At 62.3% G+C, this 24,421-nt stretch carries 22 protein-coding genes and 1 pseudogene; 15 read left to right on the top strand and 8 right to left on the bottom strand.

Annotated elements, in window-relative coordinates:
• Positions 1–237 precede the first annotated feature (237 nt).
• Together ACM6JT_RS34205 and ACM6JT_RS34200 are read left to right on the top strand one after the other, a co-directional pair.
• Entirely contained in the window at positions 238–1,161 is a 924-nt protein-coding gene (locus ACM6JT_RS34205) for a recombination-associated protein RdgC (RefSeq protein ID WP_414858114.1), read from the top strand.
• 249 nt (positions 1,162–1,410) lie between these two features.
• Positions 1,411–2,058 carry a YdeI/OmpD-associated family protein gene (locus ACM6JT_RS34200; protein WP_306795608.1) on the top strand — a complete coding sequence of 216 codons (648 nt, stop codon included), beginning with the start codon at positions 1,411–1,413 and terminating at the stop codon, positions 2,056–2,058.
• Here ACM6JT_RS34200 and ACM6JT_RS34195 read toward each other — a convergent pair.
• The 5 genes from ACM6JT_RS34195 to ACM6JT_RS34175 all read right to left on the bottom strand — a co-directional run bounded on the left by ACM6JT_RS34195 (position 2,010) and on the right by ACM6JT_RS34175 (position 6,929).
• A complete protein-coding gene (locus tag ACM6JT_RS34195; protein WP_407972917.1) occupies positions 2,010–3,581 on the bottom strand; it encodes a UxaA family hydrolase in 1,572 nt (523 codons plus the stop codon). The two genes, ACM6JT_RS34200 and ACM6JT_RS34195, sit on opposite strands and share 49 nt — an antisense overlap.
• Positions 3,582–3,683: 102 nt before the next feature.
• Entirely contained in the window at positions 3,684–4,379 is a 696-nt protein-coding gene (locus ACM6JT_RS34190; protein ID WP_034182353.1) for a hypothetical protein, read from the bottom strand.
• Positions 4,380–4,407: 28 nt separating this feature from the next.
• Positions 4,408–5,301 carry a fumarylacetoacetate hydrolase family protein gene (locus ACM6JT_RS34185; protein ID WP_034182354.1) on the bottom strand — a complete coding sequence of 298 codons (894 nt, stop codon included), beginning with the start codon at positions 5,299–5,301 and terminating at the stop codon, positions 4,408–4,410.
• A 12-nt stretch (positions 5,302–5,313) separates the two neighbouring features.
• A complete protein-coding gene (locus tag ACM6JT_RS34180; protein WP_034182355.1) occupies positions 5,314–6,123 on the bottom strand; it encodes a 2-keto-4-pentenoate hydratase in 810 nt (269 codons plus the stop codon).
• Positions 6,120–6,929, bottom strand: coding sequence for an IclR family transcriptional regulator (locus ACM6JT_RS34175; protein WP_034182356.1), 810 nt, complete (start codon positions 6,927–6,929; stop codon positions 6,120–6,122). Before ACM6JT_RS34175 ends, ACM6JT_RS34180 begins: the two co-directional genes overlap by 4 nt.
• Before the next feature lie 84 nt (positions 6,930–7,013).
• On the opposite strand from ACM6JT_RS34175, the gene ACM6JT_RS34170 reads away from it, so the two are divergent.
• From ACM6JT_RS34170 to ACM6JT_RS34140, 7 genes are all read left to right on the top strand, one after another.
• A complete protein-coding gene (locus ACM6JT_RS34170) occupies positions 7,014–8,447 on the top strand; it encodes an MFS transporter (protein WP_034182595.1) in 1,434 nt (477 codons plus the stop codon).
• A gap of 144 nt (positions 8,448–8,591) precedes the next feature.
• On the top strand, positions 8,592–9,428 hold the full coding sequence (locus tag ACM6JT_RS34165; protein ID WP_034182357.1) for a shikimate dehydrogenase family protein: 837 nt from the start codon (positions 8,592–8,594) through the stop codon (positions 9,426–9,428).
• A gap of 118 nt (positions 9,429–9,546) precedes the next feature.
• Positions 9,547–10,563: a Gfo/Idh/MocA family protein gene (locus tag ACM6JT_RS34160; protein WP_414858113.1), complete on the top strand. Its 1,017-nt coding sequence runs from the start codon at positions 9,547–9,549 to the stop codon at positions 10,561–10,563.
• A 169-nt stretch (positions 10,564–10,732) separates the two neighbouring features.
• Positions 10,733–11,917, top strand: a complete 1,185-nt coding sequence (locus tag ACM6JT_RS34155; protein WP_034182596.1) for a fumarylacetoacetate hydrolase family protein — start codon at positions 10,733–10,735, stop codon at positions 11,915–11,917.
• Between the two features lie 33 nt (positions 11,918–11,950).
• The gene (locus ACM6JT_RS34150; RefSeq protein WP_414858112.1) at positions 11,951–13,393 is read left to right on the top strand and encodes an aldehyde dehydrogenase family protein; all 1,443 of its coding nucleotides are present in this window, start codon (positions 11,951–11,953) and stop codon (positions 13,391–13,393) included.
• Between the two features lie 358 nt (positions 13,394–13,751).
• The gene (locus tag ACM6JT_RS34145) at positions 13,752–14,420 is read left to right on the top strand and encodes a HEAT repeat domain-containing protein (protein ID WP_414858111.1); all 669 of its coding nucleotides are present in this window, start codon (positions 13,752–13,754) and stop codon (positions 14,418–14,420) included.
• A gap of 145 nt (positions 14,421–14,565) precedes the next feature.
• A complete protein-coding gene (locus ACM6JT_RS34140) occupies positions 14,566–15,573 on the top strand; it encodes a HEAT repeat domain-containing protein (protein ID WP_414858110.1) in 1,008 nt (335 codons plus the stop codon).
• Positions 15,574–15,893: 320 nt separating this feature from the next.
• On the opposite strand, the gene ACM6JT_RS34135 is transcribed toward ACM6JT_RS34140, so the two are convergent.
• The gene (locus ACM6JT_RS34135; RefSeq protein ID WP_034182361.1) at positions 15,894–16,058 is read right to left on the bottom strand and encodes an FmdB family zinc ribbon protein; all 165 of its coding nucleotides are present in this window, start codon (positions 16,056–16,058) and stop codon (positions 15,894–15,896) included.
• A 213-nt stretch (positions 16,059–16,271) separates the two neighbouring features.
• On the opposite strand from ACM6JT_RS34135, the gene ACM6JT_RS34130 reads away from it, so the two are divergent.
• Entirely contained in the window at positions 16,272–17,000 is a 729-nt protein-coding gene (locus ACM6JT_RS34130; RefSeq protein WP_414858109.1) for an ABC transporter substrate-binding protein, read from the top strand.
• Positions 17,001–17,152: 152 nt separating this feature from the next.
• Here ACM6JT_RS34130 and ACM6JT_RS34125 read toward each other — a convergent pair whose 3' ends face one another.
• Positions 17,153–18,103 (bottom strand): LysR substrate-binding domain-containing protein, encoded by a 951-nt coding sequence (locus ACM6JT_RS34125; RefSeq protein ID WP_105392528.1) that lies wholly within the window; start codon positions 18,101–18,103, stop codon positions 17,153–17,155.
• Positions 18,104–18,243: 140 nt separating this feature from the next.
• Here ACM6JT_RS34125 and ACM6JT_RS34120 point away from each other — a divergent pair, with 140 nt between their 5' ends.
• From ACM6JT_RS34120 to ACM6JT_RS34105, 4 genes are all read left to right on the top strand, one after another.
• The gene (locus ACM6JT_RS34120; RefSeq protein ID WP_414858108.1) at positions 18,244–19,089 is read left to right on the top strand and encodes a MaoC family dehydratase N-terminal domain-containing protein; all 846 of its coding nucleotides are present in this window, start codon (positions 18,244–18,246) and stop codon (positions 19,087–19,089) included.
• Positions 19,090–19,119: 30 nt separating this feature from the next.
• Positions 19,120–20,277 carry an acyl-CoA dehydrogenase family protein gene (locus ACM6JT_RS34115; RefSeq protein WP_414858107.1) on the top strand — a complete coding sequence of 386 codons (1,158 nt, stop codon included), beginning with the start codon at positions 19,120–19,122 and terminating at the stop codon, positions 20,275–20,277.
• Between the two features lie 15 nt (positions 20,278–20,292).
• On the top strand, positions 20,293–21,471 hold the full coding sequence (locus tag ACM6JT_RS34110) for a CaiB/BaiF CoA transferase family protein (protein WP_414858106.1): 1,179 nt from the start codon (positions 20,293–20,295) through the stop codon (positions 21,469–21,471).
• A 100-nt stretch (positions 21,472–21,571) separates the two neighbouring features.
• On the top strand, positions 21,572–22,960 hold the full coding sequence (locus tag ACM6JT_RS34105) for an MFS transporter (protein ID WP_414858105.1): 1,389 nt from the start codon (positions 21,572–21,574) through the stop codon (positions 22,958–22,960).
• Positions 22,961–23,158: 198 nt separating this feature from the next.
• On the opposite strand, the gene ACM6JT_RS34100 is transcribed toward ACM6JT_RS34105, so the two are convergent.
• Positions 23,159–23,998, bottom strand: a complete 840-nt coding sequence (locus ACM6JT_RS34100; protein ID WP_414858104.1) for an HpcH/HpaI aldolase/citrate lyase family protein — start codon at positions 23,996–23,998, stop codon at positions 23,159–23,161.
• Between the two features lie 325 nt (positions 23,999–24,323).
• Here ACM6JT_RS34100 and ACM6JT_RS34095 point away from each other — a divergent pair.
• Positions 24,324–24,410, top strand: a pseudogene (locus ACM6JT_RS34095) (metal ABC transporter substrate-binding protein); the annotation flags it as partial.
• Positions 24,411–24,421 lie beyond the last annotated feature (11 nt).

The following is a 24,421-nucleotide window of genomic DNA, read 5'->3' as shown; positions in this document are numbered from 1 at the left end:
GGGCTGCCTGGCTGCCACCGTGCTCCGAGATTGCGGGCAAAGCACGAGAGCGTCGCGCGCGGCGACAGCCGAACGTCCGTCATGGCCGACGACGCAACGCACGTCGTTCGCGGTCGAACGGCGGTTAACGGGGGCGGAACGGTCGCACGAATATCCACGCGGCGGCCTGGATGAATGGTGCTTCATGGCCGGGAAGCGTCACCGTCATATAGAATGGTGGGCTTTGCCCGACCTCCTATGTGGTTCAAGAATCTTCAGCTTCATCGTCTTCCGGCACCTTGGGCCGTTACCCCCGATCAGATGGAAAAATGGCTGGCGCCCCACGCGTTTCAGCCGGGCAGCAGCGTCGAGATGCAGCGCTTCGGATGGGCGTCGCCGCGTGACGACGGCGCGCTTGTGTATTCGATCAACCGGCAGATGCTGCTGCTGTTTCGTGCCGAAAAGAAGCTGCTCCCGGCGTCGGTCGTCAATCAGGTGACCAAGGCCCGGGCGCTTGAAGTCGAGGAGCAGCAGGGCTTCAAGGTGGGGCGAAAACAGCTGCGCGAACTCAAGGAGCAGGTTACCGACGAACTGCTGCCGCGCGCGTTCACCATTCGCCGCGATACCCGCGTGTGGATCGATACGGCGAACGGCTGGCTCGTCATCGATGCGGCTGCACAGGCGCTTGCCGACGATGTTCGCGGCCTGCTCGTCAAATCGATCGATCAGTTGCCGCTCGCCGGCGTTCAAGTGGCGCTTTCGCCGGTCGCCGCGATGACGGATTGGCTGCTGTCCGGCGAGGCGCCGGGCGGATTCACCGTGGACCAGGACGCCGAGTTGCGCTCGAGCGGCGAAGGCGGCGCCACGGTGCGATACGTCGGCCACGCGCTGGAAGCGAACGACATGCGCCGGCACATCGAGGCCGGCAAACAATGCATGCGCCTCGCGATGACCTGGGATGACCGGATCTCCTTCGTGCTGACACCGTCGCTGACGATCAAGCGTGTCACGCCGCTCGACGTGATCAAGGAGGCGACGGATCCCACCGCGCAGAACGACGATGAACGCTTCGACTCGGATTTCACGCTGATGACGGGTGAATTGGGGCGGATGCTGACCAGTCTCGTCGATATCCTGGGTGGCGATCAGCAGGACTCGATTCATAAGGCGGCAGCAGCCTGAACCCCGTCGACTGCCGAGAATCATCGCCCCGCGACGGCAGGGCTTCGCGCTGACGCGACATTTCGAGGAGGACCGTCGCCGCGCTGGCGGCGGGTCGCGGCTGGGCGCTCGCGACCCAAACCAGCCGACGGGCCAGTGGCTACCGAGCGACCGGGCTTTGGTTGCGCCACGCACGTCGATGTCCGTATAAACGCGGTTAGACTGCGGACGCCTTCCCCGCACATGTACTCGACCATTCTGGATGGTGACATGACCGAATGCGCTCTAACGTTTACCAGTCAGACCGAATGGGAAAGCTGGTTGGCGCAAAACGGCAGCACTTCGAGCGGAGCGAGGTTGCGTCTGGCGAAAAAAGGCACCGAGCAGCGAACCGTAACCTACGAACAGGCGTTGGAAAGCGCCCTCTGCTATGGCTGGATCGATGGTCAAAAGCAGGCTGAGAGCGAGCAATACTGGCTACAACGCTTCACCCCTCGCTCCGCAAAAAGCATCTGGTCCAAACTCAACAAAGACAGGGCTGAAGCGCTGATCGCCGCAGGCAGAATGCGCCCGCCCGGTATGCGCGAAATCGAGAAGGCCAGGAACGACGGCCGCTGGAAGGCTGCTTATACGTCGGCCAGCAACTCGATTGTGCCGGACGACCTACAGGTGGCTTTGGACGCAAATCCGGAAGCCCAGAAGTTTTTTGCAACGCTGAACAGCCGCCGGGTACCCAGCGGCAAATGTGCGATGCGGAGCAACCTTTCAGTCGCGCTTACTTGCTTACACCCGCTGCCTAGGAAAGTCAGCGCGGGGAAGTCACTGTCTGCGCAGCAGCATTGGGAGGCTCGAGAAGTACTAATGTGCGCTCACATGATCGCGCTAATTTGCCAAGGTACGAATTCGTTCTGTCCGTAGCCGTGCCGCTCACTGCGAGAACGGGTTCCCGAGGCGACATCTAGCAGCAATTCGAAAAGCACTCTGCCCAATTGCTCGATCGTCGTTCTCCCTTCCAACACTTCTCCGCAGTTTAGGTCCATATCGTCGGCCTGGCGTTGCCATAGTGCTGTGTTCGTCGCAAGTTTGACGGATGGCGCGGGCGCGCAGCCGTAAGCCGAACCACGTCCCGTCGTGAAGCAGATCAGGTTCGCACCGCCGGCCACCTGGCCCGTAGCCGACACCGGGTCGTAGCCGGGCGTGTCCATAAACACCAGGCCGCGCGCCGTGACCGGCTGAGCATATTCGTACACCTCGGTCAGATTGGTAGAGCCGGCTTTCGCAATGCCTCCCAGCGATTTTTCAAGGACGGTCGTCAAGCCACCCGCCTTGTTGCCCGCAGACGGATTGTTGTTCATTTGCGCCCCTTGCCGATGCGCATAGGCTTCCCACCACTTGATGCGATCAATCAGCTTCCGACCCACCTCGGGCGTTTCGGCGCGGCGCGTCAGTAAGTGCTCCGCGCCATAGATTTCGGGCGTTTCCGAGAGAATCGCGGTGCCGCCGTGTTGCACGAGCAGATCAACGGCTGCACCCAGCACCGGATTGGCGGTGATGCCGGAATACCCGTCCGACCCTCCACACTGAAGACCGACCGTGAGATGACTTGCACTGACAGCCTCTCGCCTCACGTTGTTCGCTTCGGGCAACATGCGCCGAACCAGTTCAATACCCTTCGCGATCGTCAGAGTGGTACCGCCGCTATCCTGGATCGTGAACGTTCGCAAGCGGTCGTGTTCCCGGAGTCCCTGTGTCTCGAGAAGTCGCGGGATCTGGTTCGTTTCACACCCAAGACCGATGACCAGCACGCTTGCAAAGTTCGGATGGCATGCATAGCCGCCAATCGTGCGCTGCAAGATCGCCAGGCCATCGCCTTCAGAGTCGATAGCGCAACCGGAACCGTGTGTGAGTGCCACGACGCCATCGACATTCGGGAACGCGGCCAGTTCTTCGGGATGGATGTCGCGGCGGAACTGATCAGCAATGGCTCGTGCAACCGTGGCCGAGCAGTTCACCGAGGTAAGGATCCCGATATAGTTCCGTGTGGCGACTTGCCCGTCTGCGCGGACAATGCCCTGGAATGTTGCGGCCTCATTCGACCGTACAGTCGGGCGCGCGGCCTGACCAAATGCGTAGTCCCGCGCAAAGTCACCCATCGCGAGATTGTGGGTGTGTACGTGCTGCCCCGCGCGAATCGGCTGACTTGCAAAGCCGATTACCTGGCCGTAGCGGTGCACTGCCTCACCCTGACCGATGTCACGTGTCGCCACTTTGTGCCCGGGCGGAATCAGTCCCGAGACTGTCACCGATTCCCTGTCGATCACCGTACCGGACACAAGCTGTTCAAGTGCGATAACGACATCGTCGGCAGGATTGAGTCGTATGACACGAGCCGACATTGACGCGGTGGTTCGAGCGGACGTGTCGGCGATATTCAACGACATGGCAGTACTCCTACGTTTCTCAGTGTAATGGCCGGTCGCGCTTAGCCATGTGGGACTCGCGCGACGGGGCCGTGAAGCAGTGATCAGACGGCGCTTGACCGCTTAGCCAGCGCTCCAAGGCGTCTTGCAGCGCGTGTACTCGAGTTGATAGAGAGTCGTATCTGGCGCTGTCGCGCCCGCTTCGGGCGATGCCGCAAGTCCCGAAACGAAACGGTCAGCCGCTGAACGGACATAATCTGCCCGGCACCCTTCGACCAACACGATCCATGTCGGTACCTGGGTGCCTTCTGAACGCGCCTTTTTCTCCGCCGTTTCCACCTTGCTGATCGCTTCGTCTGCAAGGCACAGGTGCACGCCCGTGATACCGGGTAGGTCGACGAGGGGCGGTAGGACGCGCTGACGCAAAGCCTTCACGACTTGTGCCCGCGCAGCCGATGGCACGTCAAATCTCACAGTCATGAGATTGGCACCCTGCCCAACACCGTCCGAATAGGCCACGTGACAGATTGAGCGTGCGACGCTCCGGAATGAGGCGACTACCTGTTTGGTCCAAGGCGTCGGCGTATTCAGCCGAGAAAGGTAATCTTGCGCGCCCAGGACTTCGACCGTGTCGGCCTCGTAAAGGTTGAAATACTCGGGACCTGCATCCAGTGCTATGAAGCGCCGACCGCGCCTGAACCCTGGAATCCCAGCGCGTTCGGGCATGTGCTCGCGGTTGTGCCACTCGTAGAATTCATCCTTCGCTTCCGGCAGCAGGTCATGCCAGATTGCGACGACGCCCGTTCCAGCAAGGCTCATATCTCCTCCTATGTCAAATCGAATCGACTTACAGTGCCAATGGATACTCGCCGAGGCCCCATGCTGCTCCGAGGGTGCCCGCATACGGCACAACCTTTTGCGTCTGCGCGCCGAGTCCGCTGCCGCCGAGCGTCATCGTGTCGCCTGCTTTTAGAAAGACAGGCGGCTTCTGACCGAGGCCCACGCCGGGAGGCGTGCCCGTAATGATGACGTCGCCCGCCATCAACGGCATGAAGCGGCTGAGATACGCCACGATATGGGCGACGTTGAAGATCATCGTGCGTGTGTTGCCGGTCTGACGACGGGTGCCGTTGACGTCGAGCCACAGGTCAAGCACCTGCGGGTCGGGAATTTCATCACGCGTGACAAGCCACGGTCCGAGCGGAGCGAACGAGAATCCGCTTTTACCCTTGGTCCACTGGCCTTCGCGTTCGAGTTGATACGCGCGTTCGGAAACATCATTCGCAAGGCAGTAACCCGCCACATGCTCCAGCGCATCGGCTTCGTCGATCTGCCACGCGGGTTTGCCGATCACTACGCCGAGTTCGACCTCCCAATCCAGCTTTTGCGCGTCTGCGGGCAAGATGACCGGGTCGTTCGGGCCGCTGATGGAGCCGGTATGCTTGTTGAACACCACAGGTTCCCGTGGGATCGGCGTGTCCGTTTCAGCAGCATGATCGGAGTAGTTCAGACCAATGCACACGAGATTACGGACATTGCCGATGCACGCGCCGAGACGCGTGTCTGCTTCAACGACGGGCAGACGACCTAAATCGAGTTCGCTCAGCTTTGCAAGCGCGACTGGGGAGATAGTCGTTCCATCAATGTCATCCACGATGCCGGTCAGATCGCGGATCGCGCCGCTCGAATCGATAATACCGGGGTGCTCTTGGCCAGGCTGGCCGAAACGGACGAGACGCATCTAGTACTCCTATCAAGAGAAAAATGTAATCGGTAGTGTGCCGAGGTTACCGAAGCCCACACGTAGCTCGCAGCCGACTGGCAATTCCAGCACACCTGCGTAAGACCCGGTGATCACAGCCTGGCCCGCGTGCAGTCCGAGGCCGCGGACACGAAGAAAATTGGTGAGCCACACAATCGGCGCCAGCATGCTGCAATCAGGGTGGCGACCAGCGAACGTGATTGCTTCTTGCCCGACGCTGGCTAGACTGACGTCGAATTCGACGGGGAGATCGGCCAACGTCGCGCCTTCGATCGAATTAACCTGGGGTCCAATGACAAGACCGGAATTGAAGAGGCCGTCTGCCAGTAGTTCAGCGAACGTCAGCGTTTCGGGATGCGAATAACGACTGCCTAGCAATTCGAGCGCGAGGTGCGTGTGCCCAATTGCGTCGAGCACTTCAGCTTCGCTATAGGCTTCGCGCCGTGGGGGCAGGTCGCGGTTCAGCAGACAGGCCAGCTCCGGTTCCGCCCTCACAGCGGCAAGCGGAGGTCCACTCAAGCGACATACATCGCCTCGATGAATATCAGCGTCATAGATCGGCGCGGCGATGACTTTGCCCGGCTGCGGAAGCGCGCATTTCCATGCGCCGATCCGCCCGCCTAGCTGATGGCTGACCTCTTGCTGGATTGCAAAACCGTCGTCCAGACTCGCAGGCAGCAATTCGACAGGCAGCCGCTCGACGAGCTCACCTTTGCGGCGCGCTGTCACAAGAATGCGTGCTGCCTGTTCACGTGGGCCGGCGATAGCCTCGGCAGCCTGTGTTGCGGCTGGCACGCTCATGCTGCCTCGATTACGTTGGCACCAACGCTTTGACGCGGCCATACTGCACCTAGCTTCGAAGCCGCTTCTTTCAACAGCGCATAGAAGTCGTCGTAACGCTCGGGCTGAACTCGCATTACCGGTCCAGCAATGCTCATCGTGCCGACCACCGTACCGTCGGTCAGCGACCTCACAGGCACCGCCAAAGCAGCAACGCCCGGTTCTGCTTCTTCTACGACAAGCCCGTAGCCGCGCTGCCTCGTCAATTCCAATGCAGGAATCAACTGCTCGATGCTGGTGATTGCCTTCGGCCCGCATGTGCTGGCGGCAGCTTTTCCGAGTCCGCCACGCAATGCACATTCGACCGCCTGGTCGTTTGTCATCGACGCTAGCCACACCTTCCCGTTCGCCGTTGCATGCAACGTAATCGGGCTATCCATGGACGGCGAATACATGAGACCCGGCGCCGCGCCTTGGGAGGACGCCAGCCACGCGAGTGTTCCCTCGCTGACGACCGTCAGCCTGACCAGTTCGCGGCACTGAGCCGCGACGTCATCGAGGATCGGCTGCACCAGGCCCGGTAAGCCAAGCCCATGCAAGTACCGCTGACCAAGCAAGGAAAGCTTCAAAGTCAGACGGTATTGCGAAGTGTGTTCGTCCTGTTCAGCCCAGCCCTGCTCGCACAACTGCGCAAGTACTCGATGGGCCGGTCCTTTCTCAAGCTCGAGTTCAGCGGCGATATCGGACATACGCATCCAGCGCGCCTCACGTGCGAGCAACTCGATCGCCTGAAGCGATCGGTCAACTGCTCCCTTGACAACTCTCATAATGTGAGTAACATCCTTCCTATTGGAACGGTGTTACAACAATAGACCGACAGCACCGGAAAGTCAATCACCATGGAGACAGGCATGAACGCACAAGCACCGGCTAAGCCCCACGGCAAGCGCCAGTCGAAGATCGCAGCAGCCAGTGGTTGGATCGGCTCAGCGCTCGAGTACTACGACTTTTTCATCTACGCGACCGCAGCGTCGTTGTTATTCCCGCAACTCTTCTTTCCGTCTCACAATCCAACGGTAGGCATCGTCGCATCGCTGGCGACCTTCGGTGTCGGCTATGTCGCCCGACCGATAGGAGCCATGGTGCTTGGCCACCTCGGCGACCGCCACGGCCGCAAGACGGTGCTGATCTTCTGCATGCTATTAATGGGGGTCGCAACGATGTGTGTGGGCCTTTTGCCCACCTACCAGCAGATCGGCATCTGGGCGCCGGTGCTGCTGGTCATCCTGCGGCTCATCCAGGGATTCGCGGTCGCGGGAGAGATGTCCGGTGCCAGCTCCATGATTCTTGAACATGCGCCGTTCGGACGGCGTGGATACTTTGCAAGCTTTACCCTCCAAGGAGTTCAGGCAGGGCAACTCCTCGCGGCAGGCGTCTTCTTGCCGCTCGCCCACTTCATGCCGAAGGATCAGTTTGCTTCCTGGGGTTGGCGCATTCCGTTCCTGCTGAGTATCGTCGTGATCATCGCGGGTTACATCATTCGCCGCCAGGTCGATGAGACCCCTGCTTTTTCTGAAGAACAGGCACACGGAGAAGTTTCTTCCTCTCCGGTCATCGAGGTCCTGCGCGAGAGTTGGGGCGATGTCTTGCGCGTTGTCGGCATGGCACTTGCCGCGGTCACCGCGCTCCTGGCGACTGTTTTCGGCGCGACCTATGCAGTCCAGCCGGCGTACGGTATTGGCTTTCCTGCTGCCGTCTATCTGTGGGTGCCGGTCCTCGGCAACCTTTGCTCCGTAATACTGATCCCCCTCGTCGGCAACCTCTCGGACAAGATTGGTCGCAGGCCGCCGGTTCTGGTCGGCGTTGTCAGCTCCGGGATCCTCTCCTTCGGCTACCTGTACGCCATCAGCATCCACAGTATTTGGCTCTCGCTGGTCTTTTCAGTGCTCATGTGGGGCGTCGCGTATCAAGGCTTCAACGGCGTGTTCCCGAGCCTCTTCCCCGAACTGTTCCGCACGCGCGTGCGTGTCTCCGGCATGGCGATCGGACAAAACGTAGGGACGACCTTGTGTGCGTTGCTGCCGTCGCTTTTCGTAGCAGTCGCGCCTCCGGGGGCCACCAACATCCCGTTGAAGATCGGTGTTCTCACATTCGGCATCTGTTTGGTTGCTGCGATTGCCGCATTCACCACTCGGGAAACGTACCGTATTCGCCTTGCCGATCTGGGAGACCGCAACGCGACTCCTGTACCGAAGGCAGAGTATGAACGCCTGCGCAGTGAAGCCATGTCCGCGACGAGCAAGGCCACCCATGAGCCCGAGTTTGCCAATAGCGCGCGCTCTTAAGCCGCCGCCAGTCGCTTGCACGGCGTTACCACTGCGTGGGCGCAACGCAAGTTGGACATCCCACGCAAACGTGCACTTCCGACGCGTACGCCGTAACGAATGTGCTCGAATTGACCGTCGTTTTACATTGAACATCAAGCCGCAATGCAACCACATATCTCGGGCACAACGCGACTCTATGGATTGGTAGGCGACCCGCTGAGCGCGGCGAAGTCGCCACAACTGTTGAACCGGCTGTTTGTCGAACAGCGAGCCGACGCGGTTTGCGTTCCTTTCTGGGTCAAGGAAGATAACCTGTTGGCCTTCGTCAGCGGTGCACGAGCGATGGGCAATCTGTCCGGCATGCTGGTCACAATGCCTTATAAGCAACGGATGCTCGCATTTGTCGACGAGCTGGATTCGACCGCTCGTCAGGTCGGCGCGCTCAACGTCATCCGCTGCGACACGGATGGACGCTGGGTCGGCGCGATATCCGATGGCGTCGGCTGCGTTCTCGGGATGCAGTGGGAAGGCAACCATCCGGCGAATAAGTCGGTGCTTCTCGTCGGCGCAGGAGGCGCCGGTAGAGCGATCGCATTTGCCGTCGCTTCCGCAGGCGCTGGCAAGCTGACCATCTCCGATGTCGATGAGCACCGCGCCAGGGATCTTGCGGCGGCTGTTGCCGCAGGAACGGGCTGTACTGCACGTTCAGGACCATCAGATCCGCATGGTTTCGAGGTTGTGATCAATGCCACCCCGCTCGGCATGAAAGCGAACGATGCCATGCCGGTTGATCCGCAGCGGCTCGCACCCGGCACCATCGTCGTAGACATCATTAATGCGCCCGAGCCGACGCCGCTCCTCCGAGCCGCGCAGGCACGTGGATGCCGTACCCAGGACGGCGGTCCAATGCATCAAGGACAGGCTTTGTACGCGCTGCGCTTCCTCGGGTTCGACTATTGCCCCGATGGCCGCTCAACAAGGGACGAGAGCCTGAAATGAACAGCGAGGCAAAAGCCGACGGTCGCGATGCGGAATTGCGAAATATGCCCGAAGCGACCAGTTGTTACCTGCGAATCCGGATTGAAAAATTCGTGGGAAATTGCGAAGGAGAACATGTATGAAAGTTGCCTTGTTGGAGGCCAGCCATTGGCATGTCCCGCTGTATCTTGATGCGCTCGACGCGCCCGGGATTGAGGTGGTTGCCCTGTCAGACGCGGAGCGAGTGAAGGGCGAGGCGATTGCGGCACGATTCGGAAGCAAGTTGTACTCATCGGCCTACGAGTTGCTTGAGCACGAGGAGGTCGATTTCGCGTTTGTGTTCGGGCGCCATTCCGAAATGCCGGCGCTCGCCGAGGCCGTAATCGCGCGGAACATTCCGTTCGCGTTAGAGAAGCCGTGCGGCGTCAACATGTCCCAAGTCAGCCGGCTTCGCACACTGGCCGAGAAAGCGAATCTTTACTGCGCGGTGCCGTTAATCTTCCGGATGAGCGAGTTGCTCGGCTCACTTGAAGAAGCGGAGGGGCGCATACCATCGGACTTTAACTACATGTCGTTTCGCTTCGTTGCCGGGCCGCCCAGTCGATACGAAGCCGCAGGCTCCGGTTGGGCAATCGATCCCGTATATTCCGGCGGCGGATCAACAATCAACTTGGCAACACACTTCATCGACTTGTTCAGGTTGCTCACAGGCAAGGAGGTTGCGCGTGTCTCCGCCGTCATGAACTCAAGGACGCATCGAGGTGCCATAGAAGACTATTCGCTGGTGACCCTGCAAACCGAAGACGGCGTGATCGGCTTGGTGGAGACGGGATACAGCTTTCCCAGTACCATCGACGAGCAGCGCGAATTTTCTTTCACTCTTTCTTCGGACCGTATGTACGCGAAGTCCGGCCCGGACAGAATCGAGTTCCGCGACAGGAATCATCTTTCGGCAGGCACGCGAAGCCGCCGGCTCCAGCTTGAGACCGACGTCTATTACCCCTTGTTCGTCAAGCGTGTGCTCGCCGAAAGTCAGACCGGCGCAAAGCCGATCGCATCGTTGCGGGATGCGGAGCTGATGATGCAAGTCATGGACGCAGCCTACGCCTCGGCCCAACAGGGCGGAGTGTCTATTGAACTGGATCCCGTTTCCTAGTCGGAAATCTGTAGCGTAGGAAAAATGCGAGACAGCCGACATACATGCGCCGAGCGATCATCGTCAATCGCCGCAGCACGGGTATCGTCCACCGCTTCTAGCATCACCAGAGTTTCATCCTTATCGTGGCTACGATTGCCAGCACTTTCAATGCACATTGGATCCGTTCATGACCTCATATTCCAGCTATCTGCCTGACGATCTCGACGGTGCCCTGCTCGTTGGCCGCGTGTGGCGCCAAACGAAAAACGGCGCGGGACCGTGCGTCGTTGCTGTTCGCGGCGGGGAAGTATTCGATATCTCCTGCATCGCACCAACAGTGTCCGACCTTTTCGATCGCCAGGATCTGGTCGAACTCGTCCGGCAGGCTTCCGGCGAATCTCTGGGTCATGTCGGCAATCTGATCGAAGCCACCGTCGCCGCACAACGGCAAGAGGATCAACCCTACCTCCTGGCTCCCTGCGATCTGCAAGCCATCAAAGCCTGTGGCGTGACGTTCGCCGTTAGCCTCCTTGAACGCGTCATTGAAGAGCAGGCAGGCGGCGAACCTGCGAAGGCGGAGGAAGTACGCGCTGCGATCACGCGTCTGATCGGCACCGATCTGTCGAAGATCAAGCCCGGCTCGGAAGCTGCAGTCAAGCTCAAGGAAGAACTCCAGCGACGCGGTGCATGGTCGCAGTACATGGAAGTCGGAATCGGCCCCGATGCAGAGGTATTTTCGAAGTCGCAGCCTATGTCTTCAGTCGGGCTCGGCGCCGATATCGGCTTGCTGCCTGCTTCGAAGTGGAACAACCCTGAGCCGGAGATCGTCCTCGCAGTCAACAGCAAGGGCGAGGTGGTCGGCGCCACACTGGGTAACGACGTCAATCTGCGCGACATCGAAGGCCGCTCCGCGCTGCTGTTGGGAAAATGCAAGGACAACAACGGCTCATGCGCGATCGGTCCGTTTATCCGGCTGTTCGACGAACGGTTCTCGCTGGACACGATTCGAGAAACGAGTGTTTCGTTGCGTGTCGAAGGTAGCGACGACGGCTTCCTGCTCGAAGGCATCAGTCATATGCGGGAGATCAGCCGTGACCCTCTTGACCTGGTGAGCCAGACCTGGGGCAAGCACCATCAGTATCCCGATGGCTTCATGTTGTTCCTCGGCACGATGTTCTCTCCGATCGAGGATCGCGATGCGCCGGGTGGCGGCTTTACGCATCATCTCGGCGACCGCGTGACGATCAGCGCCCGTCCGCTTGGCGCACTCGTCAACACCGTGCGGCTGTCGACCGAAATCGCTCCGTGGACATTCGGCGTGCGTGCGCTGTACGCCAACCTCGCCGAGCGCTCGCTGCTGAACCGCGGCTGATCAAGCAAGTATTTACTCATTGAGGGATTTACGATGACGCAATTCAAGAACTTCATTGGCGGCGAATGGGTCGATGGCAACGACTCCGCTCCTAATGTGAACCCTTCGGACACGAGCGATGTGATCGGCCATTTCGCACGGGCCAGCGCAGATCAGACACAGAAAGCAATCGCGTCTGCACGCTCAGCCTTTCGCACATGGTCGCTCAGCACCCCGCAACAGCGCTTTGACCTGCTCGACGAGGTCGGCAGCACCATCCTTGCGCGCAAAAACGAACTCGGTAAACTCCTGGCACGCGAGGAAGGGAAAACGCTCGCCGAAGCAGTCGGCGAAGTGGGACGCGCCGGACAGATTTTCAAGTTCTTCGCGGGCGAGGCACTGCGGGTCGGCGGCGAGATTGTGCCGTCTGTTCGCCCGGGACTGACGGTCGAAGTCACACGCGAACCGCTGGGCGTCATCGGTCTGATCACGCCGTGGAACTTCCCGATCGCTATTCCCGCCTGGAAGATCGCGCCTGCGCTCGCGTATGGAAACTGCGTCGTCATCAAGCCGGCGGAACTCGTGCCAGGCAGCGTATGGGAACTCGTCAAGATCATCGCCGAAGGCGGTGCGCCGGCGGGCGTAATCAATCTCGTCATGGGTACGGGTTCGATCGTCGGCGAAACAATCGTTACATCAGCTGACGTCGATGCCATCAGCTTCACTGGCTCGGTTGGGACCGGCCAGGCGATCGCCGCGAAATGCGTCGCCACCGGGAAGAAGTTCCAGCTCGAGATGGGCGGCAAGAACCCGATGGTCGTGCTCGACGATGCCGATCTGGACGTCGCGGTCGAGGCGTGCATCAACGGCGCCTTCTACTCCACCGGCCAGCGTTGTACCGCCTCTAGCCGCCTGATCGTGACGAGCGGCATCCACGACCGTTTTGTCGAGGCCATGCAGGCGCGCATGCGCAGTCTCAAGATTGGTAACGCGCTGGATGCGTCGACGCAGATCGGTCCTGTTGTCGATGCCAAACAGCTAGAACAGGACGAGCGTTATATCGAACTCGCACGCACCGAAGGTGGTTCCGTGTTTGGCGGTGAACGTGTTACCTCGGCAACCGAAGGATTTTTCCTGGCACCGGCTCTCGTGACCAACACGACCTCGGCGATGACGATCAACAGGGAGGAAGTGTTTGGTCCTGTCGCTTCCGTCATCAAGGTCGCGGATTTCGAGGAAGCGCTTGCCGTAGCCAACGACTCGCCATTCGGCCTTTCCGCTGGCATCTGCACCATGTCGCTGGCTCATGCGAGCCATTTCAAGCGTCACGTACAGGCCGGTATGGTAATGATCAATACGCCGACAGCGGGCGTCGATTACCACGTCCCGTTCGGCGGGCGCAAAGGTTCGAGCCTGGGTCCCCGCGAACAAGGCGCCTATGCGCGCGAGTTCTATACGACCGTGAAAACCGCATACATCGCTCCCGGGAATGTTTGAGCAAGCGATAAAAACCGCGATAAATCGCAGATCCCTATGACGTGCGAGAGTTATCGCTGAGTTCGACACGACCGCACGGGCGGCGCGAACGGTAACCGGCTACCCGGCAGCCGGTTACACGGCAGTTGACAAGCTTATACAGTCAGCTGCATCGAGGAAACGTTCGACGGCGGCAGATCACCGAGAGGATGGCCACGTTCGAAGGTCCGCTGATCGGCGCGGATTCAACCCGTCACCTGCGGAGGAGGCGGTGGTCGGCCCCACGAACGGCTGCTTCGGCGTGCAATTCGCCCCTCGCCCGAAAACACTTGACCTTGTCACAGTGACAAGGCGTCCACTGTCGGGCCAGGAGGCGTTCATGACCCGTCACTATCCCCCGACTTCCCGTCACGCACTGACCACGGCACTCGAGCATCCAGATGCTTCGCTCCGTCTTGCGGCTGCGCTTGGTGCCGGCACGGCTCCCGATCCAAGCCAGATTACGCTACTGGTGAAGCGTTGCGGTGTCGAACCGGATTTCTTCGTTCGCGACATGCTCACCTGGGCGCTCACCCGGCATGCGCGGGATCTGACATTGCCATTGCTGCTTGACGAGCTGCGCTCGCCGTTGGCGCAAGCGCGTAGCCAGGCGCTACATACGCTCTCAAAGATCGGCGACCCCGCAACCTGGTCAGCGATCACAAGCGGGCATCTACATGACCCCGATCCGGAGGTGGCACGAACTGCGTGGCGCACCGCAGCGGGGCTGGTGCCGACCTGGCAACGAGCCGCCTTGGCACGCGAACTGGTTCGCGAGCTAGGCCGCGGCGACAAGGACCTCAAGCGGAGTCTGAGCCGGGCATTACTCATGCTTGGAGACGACGCCATGGCCCCGCTCGATGCGGCGGCGGCCCGACAAACGGACCCGGCGGTTCGCGTTCATGCCTGCGCGAGCCTCAGGCTCATCGCCGACCCGGAGAGTGCGTTTGTGCTCGATCCAGCCGATGCGTGGCGCGCAGGTGCACCGTTGCCCTACGCCGATGAATAGGCGGGTTTACGGCGATCGATGTGATGTGCCACGTGTTGGCCGAGATGATGGAAGCCGTTGGCGGTCTGTTAGAATTTTCGAGGCTCGATTGGAGCGAAGGCCCAGACACGAGGCGGCGTGAACCAGATGACACCGGAGACAAGTGATGCGCATCAGCGAGTTGGCCAATCGTTCCGGCGTCAGCGCGCGCATGCTGCGGCACTACGACGCGATCGGACTGGTCAGCCCATCGGGACGTACGGAAGCGGGATACCGCGAGTATTCGCAAGCCGATGCCTTGCGCCTGTTCCAAGTGGAGAGCCTGCGTTCGCTGGGCCTTGGGCTGGCCGAGGTGCGTCAGGCGCTCAGCCAACAAGCGCCTCACCCCGATGTGCTCATTGATGCGCTGATGGCTCGCAGCCGCGAGCGGCTGGCCGCAGAGCAAGCGTTGCTTTGCCGGCTGACTGCTGTGTCCGCCACCTCCCCCGAGGATTGGTCAGCAGTGCTTGAGGTCGTGCATCTGTTGAAAGGACTGGACTCGACGCATGCGCCTGAGAGACAGCGTGCTGCGTTTGACGCCGCGTCCAGCGATGCCCCGCTTGCAGCACTCATCGCCCACGCACTGCTCCAGGAACAAGAGCCGAATGTCGCAGGTGCGCTGCACTGGGCGCTGGGAAGAACCGTAGGCAGCGGCGCCAGCGTACTTGGCGCGGCGCTTCAACAGCCCGATCCGGCAGTACGCGAACGGGCCGTGCTCGCGCTGGCGAAACTCGGAGGTTCCGATGCTGTGGAGACCTTGCGTGGCTCGCTCCTCGACCCCGCGGAGCGCGTGCGGTATCGCGCTGCGCGGGTGCTTGGCGGATGGGGGATACGCGACGCCATTCCCCTGCTGATCGAGCAGGTTCTTGGCGGGACTCACGATGTCGAGGCGGCCGATGCGTTAGCCGATTTGGCGGAAGACCCCGCGATCGCAAAGCAAATTGTGGAGCGCTTTGAAGCAGCGATCTCAGACGGCCCAGCCGATGTCCAGACCCGTGTACGTATTTGTCAGGCGCTCGCCGAATTCAATGGCACGGCGTCGGCCCTGCTTGCCCGGCTGGCCGCCGATCCAGACCCGTCCGTGGCGCGCAATGCTCGTTACGTGATGGGTATTCGCAACGACGCGCTAACGTAGTCGAGCTTGAGTTTGATAGTCGGCCTCTTCCTTGGAGGCGAATGCCCTCGTTTCCTGTCTCTCCCGGATCTGTCGGTGGGGAAATAGTCTGCTCGCTTGCTCGGCAGCAGACGTGCGCTTGTCCGGGAGGGTCTCATATCAGGAGCGGCCGAAGATAGCCGAGAAGCCACCATTTCGACTTCAGACGCCAAATGTCAGCTAGTGGCCGAACTCAGCCAGCGAACAAGTTTTATACGCCGCCATTAATCCGCCGGGCAGGCGTCCGTCGCTTTGGCAAGGATCGCCGCACAAAAAAGTGAATTGATGCTGGCGGACCGGGCTCAGCTCTTGCTCGACGTCTTTGCTACAAATGGCGTTGGCGCATGTTGAACCTGTTCGCTTCCACATTTCGGGCATTGCGGGTGAGCGGTTTCATGCTCCGCGAGATGTTCGACATGTTCGAACGTCTCGCCACACTTCTCGCAACGGTATTGGTAAGTAGGCATGGCATCCCTCCGGCACGAAGCTTGCGAATGTCGCCACGGACGAAGCCCGGACGGCGTCCAGCACCCCAAATGAAGAATTGTAGTGCAGGACATGTGCAGACACTAATCCTCCATCACCGCGACACGCTGCTCCCCACGGCCCGGTGATAAGCTCGACGTCGATGCATTTCCTCGACCCCTGAGCGCCCATCCGCCCCCAAAACGAGCCCCCTCATGCCCCTCGCCCCTGCCATCCTCTCCGCCTTCACCCCAACCGGCAAGCTGCGCGCGTCGATCAATCTCGGCAACCCGATCCTCGCGAACCGCGATCCGGCCACCGGCGAACCGTTCGGCGTGTCGATCGACCTGGCGCGCGCGTTCGCGGAACACCTGTCGGCCGAACTGGAACTCGTCGTGTTCGACGCTGCCGGGAAATCGGTGCAGGCACTGACCGAAGAGCGCGCCGATTTCGGCTTCTTCGCGGTCGATCCGCTGCGCGGCGAAACGGTCGCGTTCACGGCGCCGTACGTGCTGATCGAGGGTTTCTATCTCGTGCGCGACGCTTCGCCGATCCGCACGAACGAGGACGTCGACCAGCCGCACAACCGCGTGACCGTCGGCAAAGGCAGCGCATACGACCTGTTCCTCACCCGCGAACTGAAGGCCGCGCAGATCGTGCGCGCGCCGACGTCGCAGGCCGTCGTGCAGACGTTCGTCGAACAGCAACTGGAAGTAGCGGCCGGCGTGAAGCAGCAACTCGAAGCCGACGCCGCGAAGACAACGGGCCTGCGCCTGCTCGACGAGCGGTTCATGGTGATCCGGCAGGCGATGGGCGTGCCGAAGAGCCGCGGCGAGGCTGCCGCGGCGGCGCTGAACGAATTCGTCGAGGACATGAAGGCGTCGGGCTTCGTCGCGGATTCGCTGCGGCGGCACAGCATCACCGGCGCGTCGGTTGCACCGTAACGGCAGCCATCGCGTCGCCTTCTACGCGCAGGATCGCGGCGGCCGCTCGGGCCGTCACCGCGCGACTCGTCGATGCGATGCGCGCGTCGGTCGAACGCGGCGACCGGCCGTCCGCGCACCGGCTCGCCGAATAACCCGGCGCGTGCCGCGCGTCACGACGGCGAGGAATCGTTCGCGCGCAGCGTGATGCCGGTCCACGTTCCGCTCGCGGCCAATTCGCCGATCAACTCGACGATCGTTTGCCGCACGGCCAGCGCGGCGGAATTCACGGGCGACGTGTTCGACCAGCACAGGCTCGCGGGCCGCCGGATCTCCGGATCGACGATCCGGCGCATTTTCGGCCGGTTCGACGGGTCGCGCAGCGCCATCGCCGACGCGGGCAGGATCGTGCACGCCATGCCCGACTGCGCGAGCGATATCAGCGTCGGCAGCGAATCGACATCGGCAATGATGTTGAGCGGCACCTCCTCGCGCGCGAACGTGCGCTCGAGCAGCAAGCGCAGCCCGTTCCGCACGCCGGGCGCGACCAGCGGCACGCCGGCGAGAGATGCCAGGCTGCAGGTGCGTGCGCGCGGCGCCACCGCGCCGCCCGGCTCGCCGAGCAGATACAGCACTTCGTCGAACAGCGGCATCGCGGTAATCCCCGTCGTGTTCGACTCGCGGAACAGGATCGCGAGATCGAGCCGCCCGTTCGCCAGCAACTCGTTGATGAAGCCGCTCATGCTTTCGACGTACTGCAACCGGATACCCGGATAACGCACCCTCACCCGCTCGAACAACGGAACCGCGAGAATCGACGTCATCGTCGTCGGAAAACCCACCGCGACGGTGCCCGACTCGCTGCCCGCGCCTTCCCGCACCTCCTGGCGCAGCTGCTCCATCTGATGGAGCACGAGCCGCGCATGCCGGTAGAGCGCCTGCCCCGCCGCGGTCGGCTTGACGCCCTGCGGGCTGCGCACCAGCAGCACGACGCCGAGATCGTCCTCGAGCTTCGCGATCTGCTGGCTCAGCGACGGCTGCGCGACGAACAGTTTTTCGGCAGCCTTCCCGAGGCTCCCGTATTCGACGATGCTGACGAAATAGCGGAGCTGGCGGACGTCCATGGCGGTTCGGGCAACACGAAAGCCATAGGATACCCCTATGACCGGCACATCCAAACGGTATTTCCGCTGCGCTGCCGCTTCACATACAGTCGCCTCAATCCTGGTCCAAACAGCCGGCCCACCCGGCGCTGGAGGTGACAGTGAACGCTCCCCGGTCGCATGCCAGCGACGATGTCGAACAAGTCTCGACCGATCTGATCGGCGCCGACCGTGCCGCGGCATTCGCGGCGACACTCGACCACCCGGTCCGTCCCGCGGCCGGCGATGCGTTGCCGCCGCCGTGGCACTGGCTGTATTTCTGGTCGGTCGCGCAGCAATCCGAACTCGGCCCGGACGGCCATCCGCGCAAGGGCGGCTTCCTGCCCGATCTCGGGCTGCCGCGGCGGATGTGGGCCGGCGGCCGCCTGGTGTTCGAACGCCCGCTGACGATCGGCGAGACCGCGACGCGCACGTCGCGCGTGCTGTCGATCGAACGCAAGGCAGGACGCAGCGGCCCGCTCGGCTTCGTCACGGTCGAACACGTGATCGAGTCCGCCGGCGCGCTCGCGATCCGCGAAGAACACGACATCGTCTATCGCGGCGCGGCCGCACCCGGCGCCGCCGCGCCCGCGCCGCAGGCCGCGCCCGATCATGCGCAATGGCAGCGCGACATCACGCCGGACGAGGTGCTGCTGTTTCGCTACTCCGCGCTGACGTTCAACGGCCATCGCATTCACTACGACCGGACCTACGCGCGCGACGTCGAAGGCTATCCGGACCTCGTCGTGCACGGCCCGCTGATCTCGACGCTGCTGCTCGACCTCGTGGCGCGCTCGCTGCCCGGCGCGACCGTTCGCGAATACGCATACCGCGCGGTGCGGCCGACGTTCCTGGGCAACACGTTCAGCGTATGCGGCCGCGTCGCCGACGACGGCACGACCATCGAACTCTGGGCGAAGGACCACGAAGGCTGGCTGACCATGTCCGCTCGCGCGACCCTCGCGTGACCCTTCCCGACGATTATCCCGATACCCGTGATGAACCAACCCGACGCTTACCAAGACATCCGTGAAGCCGTTCGCGACCTGTGCGGCGAATTTTCCGCGGAATACTTCCGCAAGATCGACGAACAACGCGGCTACCCCGAAGCGTTCGTCGACGCACTGACAAAAGCCGGCTGGCTCGCCGCGCTGATTCCGCAGGAATACGGCGGCTCCGGCCTCGGTCTGATCGAAGCGTCGATCATCATGGAGGAAATCAACCGCGCGGGCGGCAACTCCGGCGCATGTCACGGCCAGATGTACAACATGGGCACGCTGCTGCGCCACGGTTCGGCCGAGCAGAAGCAGCGGTATCTGCCGAAGATCGCGAGCGGCGCGCTGCGCCTGCAGTCGATGGGCGTGACCGAACCGACCACCGGCACCGATACGACGAAGATCAAGACGACGGCGGTACGCAAGGGCGACCGCTACGTGATCAACGGCCAGAAGGTCTGGATCTCGCGCGTTCAGCACTCCGATCTGATGATCCTGCTCGCCCGCACGACGCCGTTGTCGGACGTGAAGAAGAAGTCGGAAGGCATGTCGATCTTCCTCGTCGACCTTCATCACGCGATCGGCAACGGGATGACGGTCCGGCCGATCCCGAACATGGTCAATCACGAGACGAACGAGCTGTTCTTCGACAACCTCGAAATCCCCGCGGAGAACCTGATCGGCGAGGAAGGCCAGGGCTTCCGCTACATCCTCGACGGGCTGAACGCCGAACGCACGCTGATCGCGGCCGAATGCATCGGCGACGGCTACTGGTTCATCGACAAGGTGTCGCAGTACGTGAAGGATCGCGTCGTGTTCGGCCGCCCGATCGGCCAGAACCAGGGCGTGCAGTTTCCGATCGCCCGCGCGTTCGTCAACGTCGAGGCCGCGAGCCTGATGCGTTTCGACGCCGCGCGCCGGTTCGACGCGCACGCGCCGTGCGGCGCGCAGGCGAACATGGCGAAGCTGCTCGCGGCCGATGCGTCGTGGGAAGCGGCGAATGCATGCCTGCAGTTCCACGGCGGCTTCGGCTTCGCATGCGAATACGACGTCGAGCGCAAGTTCCGCGAGACGCGCCTGTACCAGGTCGCGCCGATCTCGACGAACCTGATCCTGTCGTACGTCGCCGAGCATATCCTCGGCCTGCCGCGTTCGTTCTGACCGGGAGTGCCCGACATGCGCCCACTTGAAGGCATCAAGGTCGTCACGTTCGAGCACGCGATCGCCGCGCCGTTCTGCACACGCCAGCTCGCGGATCTCGGCGCGCGCGTGATCAAGATCGAACGTCCGGGAGTCGGCGATTTCGCGCGGAACTACGACGAACGAGTCGCGGGGCTGGCCTCCCACTTCGTGTGGACCAACCGTTCGAAGGAAAGCATTACGCTCGACGTCAAGCAGCCCGCGGCGCTCGAGATCGTGCACGAACTGCTGGCGGATGCCGACGTGTTCGTGCAGAACCTCGCACCCGGCGCGACGCGGCGCCTGGGGCTCGACTACGACACGCTGCGCGAACGCTATCCGCGGCTGATCGTCTGCGATATCTCGGGTTACGGGCTCGATGGCCCGTTCCGCGACAAGAAGGCGTACGACCTGCTGATCCAGAGCGAATCAGGATTCCTGAGCATCACCGGCGCCGACGGCGAGCCGGCCAAGGCAGGCTGTTCGATCGCCGACATCGCGGCAGGCATGTACGGCTATACGAACATCCTCGCCGCGCTGATCGAACGCGGGCGCACCGGGCGAGGCCGGCACATCGACGTGTCGATGCTCGAAAGCATGGTCGAGTGGATGAGCTATCCGCTCTATTACGCGATCGACGGCCAGTCGCCGCCCCGGCAAGCCGGCGCGTCGCACGCGACGATCTTTCCGTACGGCCCGTTCAAGGCGGGCGACGGCAACACCGTGATGCTGGGCCTGCAGAACGAGCGCGAATGGAAAAGCTTCTGCGCTACCGTGATCGGCCTGCCCGGACTGGCAACCGACGAACGCTTCGGCTCGAACAGCCGCCGCGTCGCGAATCGCGACGAACTCGCTGCCGTCATCACTCGCGCGTTCTCGACCCTGACCGCCGCCGACGTGATCGACCGGCTGGAGGAAGCCGGTATCGCGAACGCGCGGATGAACGACATGCATGCCGTCTGGAAGCATGAGCAACTCGCCGCCCGCCATCGATGGACCCGGATCGAGACGCCTGCCGGCGAGATTCCCGCCCTTTTGCCGCCGGGTGTCGGACCAGCGGACCACCCGCGCATGGATCCGGTGCCGGCGCTCGGCCAGCATACCGATGCCGTCCTGCGCGAACTCGGGCATACCGACGAACAGATTCACACGTTGCACGCCTCCGGTGCCGTCTGACCGGCCCCTTCCGCGCTGATCGAAGCGCGCCCGCCACCCACGAATCGAAGCGTCTCCGCGTCGGCCCATCGACGCGAGAGCGCCCACAACTGGAGACATCATGGCCCATACCGTCAATGCCGCCGGCCGGCTCGATCGGCTGCCGATTTCAAGGTTCCACTGGAAGATACTGGGACTGATCGCGGGCGGCGCCTTCCTCGACGCGTTCGACATCTACCTCGCCAATGGCTCGGTCGCGGCCATGGTCAAGGAAGGATTCACCGATCTGCGGCATGGCGCGATGTTCGTGTCGTCGACGTTCGTCGGCATGATGATCGGCGCGTTCGTTGCCGGTTACGTCGGCGACCGGCTCGGCCGCCGATACTCGTACCAGCTCAATCTTGCGGTGTTCGGGCTCGCGTCGATCGCCGCATGCTTCGCACCCGACATCGAGTGGCTGATCGCCCTGCGCTTCATCATGGGTATCGGTCTCGGCGCGGAACTGGTGGTCGCGGCCGGCACGCTGGCGGAATTCGTGCCGCCCGAGACGCGCGGCAAATGGGTCTCGCTGCTCGCGATCATCACCAACAGCGGACTCTTCGCCGCGCTGGCGGCAGGGTACTGGGTCATTCCGCATCTCGGCTGGCGCTACATGTTCGCGCTGGCCGGCGCGGGTGCGCTGGTGGTCTGGTTCATGCGCAAGCGGATGCCGGAATCGCCGCGCTGGCTCGAATCCGTCGGCCGGCTCGACGAAGCCGAAGCGACGCTGTCGGCCATCGAGCTCGAGGTCGGCAAACAGGTCGGCACGCTGCCGCCGGTGCGGCGCACGATCGATCTCCACGTGGGCAAGGTGCCGCTCGGTGTGCTCTTTTCCCGGGGGATGCGCGGACGCACCGCGGTCGCCGCGCTGACCGCCATCGGCGTCAACGTGGGCCTCTATGGCTTCATTGCGTGGTTGCCGACGTTTTTCGTCGCGGAGGGGCTGTCCGTCGTCAAATCGCTCGGGTTCGTGTTCCTGATGTCGATCGGATCGCCGGTGGGCGGCCTGATCGGCTACCTGATCGCAGACCGTCTCGGCCGTGCGAAGGGAATCGTCATTGCATCGATTCTCAGCATCGCGCTCGGCTGGCTCTATGTGTCGCTGCGCGATACGACGGCGATCATCGTGGTCGGATTCTGCCTGGTCAGCGCGATCTACACGATCACCACGCTCGGGCTGTTCGGCTACATTCCCGAACTGTTTCCGACCGAAGTACGCCTGCGCGGCACGGGTGTCGCCGGCATGTGCGGCCGGATGTCGTCGATCGGCACGCCGGCGCTGGCACTGGCGCTGTACCAGCAATTCGGCGTATCGGGCGTGATCGCGATGGTCAGCGCGACGCTCGGCGTACTGTGCGTCGCGATCGGGCTGCTGCGCGTGGAAACCGGACGACAGGCACTGGAAGAGGTCGCGCCGGGCACGAACGACGCAGAAGGTGCGGCGGTCAACCCGGGTGTCACGCAAGCCTGATTGCCGACGTACCGGCCGCGACGACGCTTCGACATTTGCGTTCGAGCGTCGGCAACGAGTCGGCGCGTGCCCGCGTGGCAGGTCGCACGAAAAGAACGCCGGCCGCGAATCATGCTCGCGGCCGGCGTTTTCGTCGAAGTTGCCTGTCGTCTTTTCGAATCCTTCGGCGTACCGCCGCGACTGCCAGAAAGCCGGCCGTCAGGCGGCCGGCACCACATTGCGGCGCGCCGCGGAAGCAATGATCTGTTGCGCACGCAACAAAACCGGGCGGTCGACCATCTTTCCATCGACCGTCGTTGCGGCGCCGTCCGCACGCGACACCGCGTCGACCACGCGCATCGCCCACTCCACATCGCGGGCGCTCGGGCTGTAGCACTCATGCACCGCCGCGATCTGCGCGGGATGGATGCACAGCTTCGCGCCGAAGCCATGACGCTTGCCGTTCCGCGTATCGGCCACGAGCCGATCGGTGTCGTGGATATCGGGCGTGACGCCGTCGACCGGTGGTTCGATCCCTGCGACACGCGAAATCAGCGCAAGCTGGGCCCGGTACGGATTCAACGCCTCGCGATCGTCGTCGGTTCCCATCTCCGCGATGAAATCCAGCGTACCGAACATCAGGCGCTTCACATAAGGCGCTTTCGCGATATCCATCGCCGACCACATCCCTCGCGCCGTTTCGATGAGCGGAAAAACCGGAACCTTGCGTTTTGCCGCCGATACGACTTCGACAATGTCGTCGAGGCTTTCCGTTTTGGGAATGACGACGCCCGCGATGCCGTCGAGCGCAACGAGTTTCGCATCCTCGTCGAACCACGGCGTACCGCGTCCGTTGATCCGCACGAGCACCGGTCGATCGCGGGACATCCATGTCCTCACGGTTTCCCGGGCATCGACCTTGGCCGCGGGCTCCACGGCATCCTCGAGGTCGATGATGACCGCATCGGCGCCACTCGCCAGTGCACTCGCAAAACGTTCCGGCCGATTACCGGGAACAAACAGATAAGACTGTGCGGAGAAGGCAGCTTCGGATGACATGGCAATCTTCTGTAAAAGAAACGGACAGGAGGCTGATTCGCAGATCACTGCAGGGCTTCATGCAGCTCGGGCACGAGCGCGAACAGATCGTCGACGAGGCCGTAGTCGGCCACGCTGAACCACTCTTTTAACGGCTACCACGATCTTCACGCGTCATTCCTTAATCGATTCGTCGGCATCGTCCAGTGTCGCAAGGCATTACACGCGGAATCCCGTACGTCGACAACTATCGATTGACTCTGCCGGCCATAGCCCAAACCTATTGGCCGGCCCGCTTTCAGGCGATTGGCATCTTCGTGACGGTAAGCGGGCAGGCTGGGGTAAAGCGGTGAAGAGCGGCCTAGAGATCCGTATCGTCGAATTCCCCGATTACGTACAGCCGAACGCGGCCTTCGCGTCGGGCGGCCTCGACCGCTCGATATG

The organism is Burkholderia sp. IT-111MI5 (assembly GCF_949752865.1).
Classification (GTDB): Bacteria; Pseudomonadota; Gammaproteobacteria; order Burkholderiales; family Burkholderiaceae; genus Burkholderia; species Burkholderia pyrrocinia_C.
The sequence above is the reverse complement of the archived record's forward strand: the minus strand, read 5'-3'. Positions and strand labels throughout refer to the sequence as shown.

Coding starts and splice junctions, on each gene's coding strand:
- ACM6JT_RS34205 (WP_414858114.1), top strand. CDS start 238: ATGTGGTTCAAGAATCTTCAGCTTCATCGTCTTCCGGCACCTTGGGCC.
- ACM6JT_RS34200 (WP_306795608.1), top strand. CDS start 1,411: ATGACCGAATGCGCTCTAACGTTTACCAGTCAGACCGAATGGGAAAGC.
- ACM6JT_RS34195 (WP_407972917.1), bottom strand. CDS start 3,581: ATGTCGTTGAATATCGCCGACACGTCCGCTCGAACCACCGCGTCAATG.
- ACM6JT_RS34190 (WP_034182353.1), bottom strand. CDS start 4,379: ATGAGCCTTGCTGGAACGGGCGTCGTCGCAATCTGGCATGACCTGCTG.
- ACM6JT_RS34185 (WP_034182354.1), bottom strand. CDS start 5,301: ATGCGTCTCGTCCGTTTCGGCCAGCCTGGCCAAGAGCACCCCGGTATT.
- ACM6JT_RS34180 (WP_034182355.1), bottom strand. CDS start 6,123: ATGAGCGTGCCAGCCGCAACACAGGCTGCCGAGGCTATCGCCGGCCCA.
- ACM6JT_RS34175 (WP_034182356.1), bottom strand. CDS start 6,929: ATGAGAGTTGTCAAGGGAGCAGTTGACCGATCGCTTCAGGCGATCGAG.
- ACM6JT_RS34170 (WP_034182595.1), top strand. CDS start 7,014: ATGAACGCACAAGCACCGGCTAAGCCCCACGGCAAGCGCCAGTCGAAG.
- ACM6JT_RS34165 (WP_034182357.1), top strand. CDS start 8,592: ATGCAACCACATATCTCGGGCACAACGCGACTCTATGGATTGGTAGGC.
- ACM6JT_RS34160 (WP_414858113.1), top strand. CDS start 9,547: ATGAAAGTTGCCTTGTTGGAGGCCAGCCATTGGCATGTCCCGCTGTAT.
- ACM6JT_RS34155 (WP_034182596.1), top strand. CDS start 10,733: ATGACCTCATATTCCAGCTATCTGCCTGACGATCTCGACGGTGCCCTG.
- ACM6JT_RS34150 (WP_414858112.1), top strand. CDS start 11,951: ATGACGCAATTCAAGAACTTCATTGGCGGCGAATGGGTCGATGGCAAC.
- ACM6JT_RS34145 (WP_414858111.1), top strand. CDS start 13,752: ATGACCCGTCACTATCCCCCGACTTCCCGTCACGCACTGACCACGGCA.
- ACM6JT_RS34140 (WP_414858110.1), top strand. CDS start 14,566: ATGCGCATCAGCGAGTTGGCCAATCGTTCCGGCGTCAGCGCGCGCATG.
- ACM6JT_RS34135 (WP_034182361.1), bottom strand. CDS start 16,058: ATGCCTACTTACCAATACCGTTGCGAGAAGTGTGGCGAGACGTTCGAA.
- ACM6JT_RS34130 (WP_414858109.1), top strand. CDS start 16,272: ATGCCCCTCGCCCCTGCCATCCTCTCCGCCTTCACCCCAACCGGCAAG.
- ACM6JT_RS34125 (WP_105392528.1), bottom strand. CDS start 18,103: ATGGACGTCCGCCAGCTCCGCTATTTCGTCAGCATCGTCGAATACGGG.
- ACM6JT_RS34115 (WP_414858107.1), top strand. CDS start 19,120: ATGAACCAACCCGACGCTTACCAAGACATCCGTGAAGCCGTTCGCGAC.
- ACM6JT_RS34110 (WP_414858106.1), top strand. CDS start 20,293: ATGCGCCCACTTGAAGGCATCAAGGTCGTCACGTTCGAGCACGCGATC.
- ACM6JT_RS34105 (WP_414858105.1), top strand. CDS start 21,572: ATGGCCCATACCGTCAATGCCGCCGGCCGGCTCGATCGGCTGCCGATT.
- ACM6JT_RS34100 (WP_414858104.1), bottom strand. CDS start 23,998: ATGTCATCCGAAGCTGCCTTCTCCGCACAGTCTTATCTGTTTGTTCCC.